The organism is Marinitoga sp. 1154, from assembly GCF_013363285.1.
GTDB lineage: Bacteria > Thermotogota > Thermotogae > Petrotogales > Petrotogaceae > Marinitoga.
In genome coordinates, this window is record NZ_LBFB01000007.1 from 99,321 (window position 1) to 106,099 (window position 6,779).

Consider the following 6,779-nt stretch of genomic DNA (forward strand, 5'->3'; position numbering starts at 1 on the left):
TCCCCCAGTTATAATTCTTTTCCAAGCATTGAGCTTAATTCTTTAAGTTGAGCACTTCTGCTGGGGTGTCTTAATTTTCTTAAAGCTTTAACTTCTATTTGTCTAATTCTTTCTCTTGTTACGTTAAAATATTGACCTACTTCTTCAAGTGTTTTTACTTTTCCATCGAGTAGTCCATATCTCATCTTTAATACCATTGCTTCTCTTGGTTGTAATGTGTCCAATATTTTTTCTAATTCTTCTCTTAATAGCATTTTCATTGCAACTTCAGATGGTTTATCAAGTGAATCATCGGCTATGAAATCACCTATTGTAGAATCATCTTCGTCAGAAGAGCCTAAAGGTGAGTCTGCAGATATAGTTTCTCTTGCTGTTAATAATATTTCATTAACTTTTTCAACTGGTTTGCCGGTTAATTCTGCAAGTTTTTCAGGTGAAGGGTATTCGCCATACTCCTGCAAATATTCCCTTATTATTTTATTGAATTTATTAATTGTTTCAACCATATGTACAGGTATTCTTATAGTTCTTGCCTGGTCAGCAATTGCACGTGTAATAGCTTGTCTTATCCACCATGTTGCATATGTACTGAATTTAAACCCTTTTTTATAATCAAATTTATTAACGGCTTTAATCAGTCCGATATTTCCTTCTTGAATTAGATCAAGAAACGATAAACCTCTACCAACGTATTTTTTTGCAATTGATATAACAAGTCTTAAATTAGCTCTTATTAATTCGTCTCTTGCTTTTTTATTCCCTTCATGAGCTCTTTTAGCTAATCTTCTTTCTCTTTGTGGTGTTAATAATTTAATTTTTCCAATTTCTTTCAAATAAACTTTTATAGGATCTTTTAAAGACATATTATCAAATACTTGAGTTACACCATCTTCTAAATAGTCCATTAATTCTATGGTAGCAGTACCTTCAGATTCTATTATTTCTTCAATTTCATGAATACTATTTTCGTCTAATTGAGAACCATCATCTACAACGATACCTTCTTTTTCTAAAGATTCATACACTTTTTCTATTAATTCTGTATCTAATTCAGATGGAAGAGTTTTATCAATGTCTTCATATGTTAATATCATATTATTCTTTTTTGCTTTTTTTACTAACTCTTTTATAATTTTTTCAAATGGTTTAGGTGGTTTATAACTTTTTCTTTTTTTCTTTTTCACTTCAACATATTCCTGTGATTTATCAATATTTCCAATTTCCAAATCTCCTATATCTTTTATAGCCTTCATTAAATCTTTATCTGCCATTAAAAAACACCTCCTCGCTTTTTAAGGCTAGCGAGTATCTCGAATATTTCTCTCATTAAATCTTTTTTTTCAGTTGGATCTGTAGTAGCATTTAATTTTTTTCTCAATTTTTTTATTTGTTTTTCTTTTCTAATTTTATCTACTGATTGTATTAGACTTAAAAAAATACTTTCAGGTTCTAATTCATAATCAAAATTCCATACAAGTTTTATTAAATCTATTAAATCTTCGCTACCATTTTCCAAAATTTCAGATAAATCGTAGCCACTTTCAATTAGTTCGAAAAACTCTTTTCCTAAAGTTTCAAAATCTTTTGATGATAATTTTTCTTTTATTTTTTCTCTAAATCTTTTATGTTTAATCCATAACCATATTAATTGCTTATCTAATTCTCCAGCTTTTTTGGAATAAGCATCAGATATATTTTCATCTTTTGGTGTATATGGTATGATTTTTCTATTCAATTTTTTATATTTTATTATATTTTCAATAGCTTTTTTTATATTGTTTTCTGGTTTTAAAAGAATTAATGAAATTCTTTTAATAAACGTATCCAGAATAACAGCATGTTTTGATTTTTGAAATTTAAGATACCATTCAGCCATTTTTTCAAGATATTGTTCTATACCAAATTCGTCGTTTATATTATACTTATCTTTGTAATATTCAGGAATAAAATCATAAAATTTTTTTGATTTTTCTAAGGCATTTAACACCCCAGTTTCACCGGATTTCTTTATTAATTCATCTGGATCTTTTGCATTATATTGAGAAATTGCGACTTGAAAACCATAGGATAATAGATAATCCAATGATCTTAAAGTAGCTTTTTGTCCAGCTTCATCCATGTCAAACATTGTAATTATTTTATCTGTTAATTTTATAAGTTTTTTTGCATGATTTGCTGTAAAAGCTGAACCTAAAATAGCAATGGAGTTTTCAAAGCCATTTATATGCATATTTATTGCATCAAAATATCCTTCTACTAATATAGCATATTTTTCTCTTTTTATTATGTTTTTAGCTTTATTATATAAATATAGAATTTTAGATTTTTGAAAAAATTTATTTTCAGGACTATTTAAATATTTTGGAGATTCATTATTTATTGTCCTACCAGCAAAGCCAACAATTCTTCCAAAATCATCTTTAATAGGAATAATAATTCTATTTTTAAATATTTCCGTTTTATCTTTTCTAAGTATTCCTAATTCGTTTCCAAGAGAAACAGGTAAATCAAAATCATCGAGAATTGACGATTTTAATGTTCCGTTTGAGAATCCTAATTCAAATTTTTCAGCATAATCTTTATTTATACCTCTACCTAATAAATATTTCCAGGCTAAATGTGAATTAGGAAGATTTAATAATAACTCTTTATATTTTTTATGATAATTTTCAAAAATTTGTAATTCAATAGGAAGTTCTCTATTTTTAAAATATTTAGAGATATCAATTCCAGCCATAACAGCAGCTTTTTTTACAGCATCTATAAAATTTAATTGTTCATATTTTTGAATAAAGTTAATAGGGTCTCCATGAGCCCCGCAGCCAAAACAATGAAATGTATTTGTTGCCGGGAAAATAAAAAAAGATGGAGTGTCTTCAGGATGAAATGGACATAGAGCAGTATAATTCTTTCCTGTTTTTTTTAAGGAAAGATAGCTGCCCACTATATCTTTAATACTCAATCTTGAATTAATTTCATCAATAATTTCTTTTGGTATCAAGACATCATCTCCATATAGCAAAAAGATGGGAACGAATATCGTTCCCTCATTATGCAATACTTTTGTATAAAAACAAAAATCATCTCTTTGAGAATTGTGGAGCTCTTCTTGCTTTCTTTAAACCGTATTTCTTTCTTTCTACTTCTCTTGGATCTCTCGTTAATAAACCATATTTTCTTAATACAGGTCTTAAATTTTCATCATATTCTAATAAAGCTCTCGCAATTCCCAGTCTAATAGCACCAGCCTGACCGTTCATTCCGCCACCTTCAACAGTTATAACCAAATCAAATTTTCCTTCATTTTCAGTAACTGCTAAAGGTTCTAAAGCGTGTTTTGACCAAACTGGATTATTATTGAAATATTGTGTCAAGTTTTCAAATTCTTTTTTGTTTACCCTTACTTTACCGTCACCTGGTCTTAAATGTACTCTTGCGATAGAAGCTTTTCTCCTACCTGTGCCGTAATAATCTATAAATTCAGCCATGCATTATTCCCTCCTTATAATTCCAACTTTTCTGGTTTTTGTGCTTCATGAGGGTGATTAGAACCAGAATAAACCTTTAATTTTTTAAACATATGTCTTCCTAATGTTGTTTTTGGAAGCATACCTTTAACTGCTTTTTCTATCAATCTTTCAGGATATTTTTCTAATATTTCTTTAGCTGTTTGCTCCTTTATTCCACCTGGATAACCAGTATGTCTGTAATATTTCTTTTGTGTCCATTTCTTTCCTGTCAATATAATTTTCTCAGCATTAATCACTATTACATAATCACCTGTATCAACATGTGGTGTATAAGTTGGTTTGTGTTTTCCCTGTAATACTCTTGCTATCTGAGAAGCTAATCTACCCAAAGATTTTCCTGTTGCATCAACAACATACCATTTTCTTTCTACTTCTTCATTTTTTGCTAAATAACTCTTTTGAGTCATTATTGAAGCCATTTTACTGTCCTCCTTTCTTAGGAAAAAAAGTTCTTAATTCTTTTATATAACAAGTCACCTAAAATAGCGTCTATAATAAATTTTATCAAATTAAAAGATATTATAGTTATAGCTAAAGTCCATGATGATAATCCAAAATACTTTGCTGCCTCACTAAAACTCATTTTAAAATAAAGCGGTATAATAGCCATATTCATCAATACCATCACAATTCCAACAATAAAAGAAGATATTACGTATTTTATATATTTATTTATATTTATCTTTAATAAAGTTAATATAGTTATAAATGTCAGAATTGCGACAAAATCCATTGAAACTCCTATTAAATCACCAGATTTAACAAAATAAAATACTAAATCTTTGGTAATTAATGAAAATAAGGCAGTCTGCCAATTAAATAAAAGAAGCGAAGATATAATTAATAAAGCACTTGGATCAAATTTTAAAAAACTTGCAAAAGGAAATATTGGAAATTCTAAAAACATTAAAAGTACGGATAAAGCTCCCAATATTCCTGCCGTGGATAAAATTTTTACACGGCTCATATTATCACCAACTCATCTTTCGGGATATACACTAATTAATCTTCTGTTATTTCTTCTTTCGAATTTTACATAACCTTCTATTTTAGAATATATTGTATGGTCTTTACCCATTCCTACATTATTGCCTGGATGAAAATGAGTACCTCTTTGTCTAACAATTATATTTCCAGGTATTACTTTTTGACCGTCTCCCTTTTTTACACCGAGGTACTTTGGATTAGAATCTCTTCCATTTTTTGCAGTACCTCCACTCTTTTTAGATGAAAAGAGTTGAAGATCTATTTTCATTATTTATTCACCTCCACCTTCAAGTTATATGGATAACTCTCCTCAAGACTTTTTAAAGCATCGTGTAAATATTTTACTAATTTATCGGACAATTCATTATTTTTCCATTTGATTTTTAAGTATCCATCTCTCTTTTTATAATTTCCGATTTTTTCATTCTTTATAATTTCAGCAACAAATTGTGTTAAAGTGCTAACTGCACTACATAGTATATCTTTACCGTATTCATCAAAATCTGCATGTCCATCAATTTCAACATAATTTTTTTTTAAATTGAATATGATATTAATCATAATATCATGCTTCGATTTTTTTAATTTTTAAAGTTGTAAAATGTTGGCGATGTCCTTTTTTTCTTCTATAGTTTTTTCTTCCCTGAAACTTTACAACTAATATTTTTTTGTCTTTACCATGTTTAACGACCTCAGCAACAACTTTAGCATTTTCAACATAAGGTTTTCCAACTTTAGCAGAATCGCCTTTTACAAATAAAACCTTATCCAATACAACTTCTGCGCCTTCTTCATATCCGTTTAATTTTTCTGTGTAAAGTTCCATGCCTTCTTCTACTTTATATTGCTTTCCGCCAACTTCAATGATAGCGTACATATGGTCACCTCCTCTTGAAATAGTAATAATGGGCTAAGGTACCTTTTCGGGTTTAAGACCTTAGACCCTTTCCGAATTATTTTATCATATTTCACCAAAACAATAGTTAAACTTATGTTAAAATTATAAATCAGTTTGATATATCATGTTGTCTAAAAAAACAAAGTTATTCAGATAATTTCTTTTTTATTCTAAAAACTCTTATCTGATCACTTTAAATACATAAAATTTATTCAAAAGTAAAAAAAATTAATATAAAAAATGTGATTTTATTGTATAATATTATGGCGTAAAAAGTCTATTCTTCACAGACAAATGGAGGTGTAAATATTGCGGGATTTTATACTTGGTTTAATAATGGGGATTGCAGAATTATTGCCGGGAATTAGTGGAGGTACTATAGCGGCCATATCTGGAAGATATGAAATTGTTTTAAAATCAGCATCAGATATTATATCATTAAGATGGTCAAAAGAGTCGCTGAAAGTGATTCTTTCTTTAATCATTGGTATGGGAACATCTATAATATTCTTATCGAAATTTTTATCATATTTGTTTAACAAATATCCAGAGTATTCTTATGGTATCTTTGCTGGATTAATAATAGGAGGGCTTATTTATTTATCCAATCAAATAAATTTTAAAAAAAGAGAAAATTATACTATTATAATTATTACTTTCATTATTGCATATTTCTTTTTAAGTTTTACTAAATCTATTGAATTAACAACTGGAAAAATAAGTTTTTGGTATTTAATGTTTGGAGGTATTATTGCGGTATCTGTAATGGTTTTACCTGGAGTAAGTGGATCATCCATGCTTTTGATTATGGGGTTATATAAACCGGTTATAAATGCTGTTTCTAATTTTGATTTTGATATATTGATTCCTGTAGCGCTTGGTATCTTTTTAGGGTTGATTTTTATTATAAAGTTATTGGATGAGCTAATGAAAAAATTTCATGAAAAAGTTATGTCTTTTTTAATTGGATTAACATTGGCAGGATTATTTGTTATTTTTCCTATAACTTCCAAAATATTAACTTACATATTTTTTATAATGGGTATTTTTTTATCAAAATATTTGGAAAAAATATTAAATGGAGCGAATTCAATTTAGAGAGAGGCAGCCCAGAAAACAAAGTAAAAAATAAACCAGAGGAAAGAAAAGGGGACAAAAAAGTAGAAAATAAAGATGAAAAATGAAATAAAGACAAAAACAATCAATGAGAAATACAAATGAGAGTATATACTTAAAATAAGTATTGTGTAAAAATATGTATATATCAAAGAAAGAAATACAAATAATGGAAAAAACTAAAAAGAACTAAAAAACTTAGACGCTTTAATTTTAATAAATTTGGCAGACTTAAAAATATAAATAAA

9 protein-coding genes are annotated in these 6,779 nt (G+C 27.9%); 1 reads left to right on the forward strand and 8 read right to left on the reverse strand.

The genetic code is table 11. From position 1 onward, the window contains the following. Positions 1-8 precede the first annotated feature (8 nt). From rpoD to rplU, 8 genes are all read right to left on the reverse strand, one after another. Complete coding sequence (gene rpoD / locus XO12_RS05090) at positions 9-1,271, reverse strand: RNA polymerase sigma factor RpoD (RefSeq protein ID WP_047266168.1); 1,263 nt, start codon at positions 1,269-1,271, stop codon at positions 9-11. Further along, complete coding sequence (gene dnaG / locus XO12_RS05095; RefSeq protein WP_052913237.1) at positions 1,271-3,001, reverse strand: DNA primase; 1,731 nt, start codon at positions 2,999-3,001, stop codon at positions 1,271-1,273. Before dnaG ends, rpoD begins: the two co-directional genes overlap by 1 nt. A 79-nt stretch (positions 3,002-3,080) precedes the next feature. Further along, entirely contained in the window at positions 3,081-3,488 is a 408-nt protein-coding gene (gene rpsI, locus XO12_RS05100) for a 30S ribosomal protein S9 (protein WP_047266169.1), read from the reverse strand. 14 nt (positions 3,489-3,502) lie between these two features. Further along, complete coding sequence (rplM, locus tag XO12_RS05105; RefSeq protein WP_047266170.1) at positions 3,503-3,949, reverse strand: 50S ribosomal protein L13; 447 nt, start codon at positions 3,947-3,949, stop codon at positions 3,503-3,505. Between the two features lie 17 nt (positions 3,950-3,966). Beyond that, positions 3,967-4,497 (reverse strand): hypothetical protein, encoded by a 531-nt coding sequence (locus XO12_RS05110; protein ID WP_047266171.1) that lies wholly within the window; start codon positions 4,495-4,497, stop codon positions 3,967-3,969. Positions 4,498-4,509: 12 nt separating this feature from the next. Beyond that, positions 4,510-4,788: a 50S ribosomal protein L27 gene (gene rpmA, locus XO12_RS05115; RefSeq protein ID WP_175419790.1), complete on the reverse strand. Its 279-nt coding sequence runs from the start codon at positions 4,786-4,788 to the stop codon at positions 4,510-4,512. Next, positions 4,785-5,078, reverse strand: coding sequence for a ribosomal-processing cysteine protease Prp (locus XO12_RS05120; protein WP_052913238.1), 294 nt, complete (start codon positions 5,076-5,078; stop codon positions 4,785-4,787). The genes rpmA and XO12_RS05120 overlap by 4 nt, the downstream gene beginning before the upstream one ends. Positions 5,079-5,082: 4 nt before the next feature. After that, positions 5,083-5,394 (reverse strand): 50S ribosomal protein L21, encoded by a 312-nt coding sequence (gene rplU, locus XO12_RS05125; protein WP_047266173.1) that lies wholly within the window; start codon positions 5,392-5,394, stop codon positions 5,083-5,085. A 330-nt stretch (positions 5,395-5,724) separates the two neighbouring features. On the opposite strand from rplU, the gene XO12_RS05130 reads away from it, so the two are divergent. Then, the gene (locus XO12_RS05130; protein ID WP_217683644.1) at positions 5,725-6,513 is read left to right on the forward strand and encodes a DUF368 domain-containing protein; all 789 of its coding nucleotides are present in this window, start codon (positions 5,725-5,727) and stop codon (positions 6,511-6,513) included. Positions 6,514-6,779 lie beyond the last annotated feature (266 nt).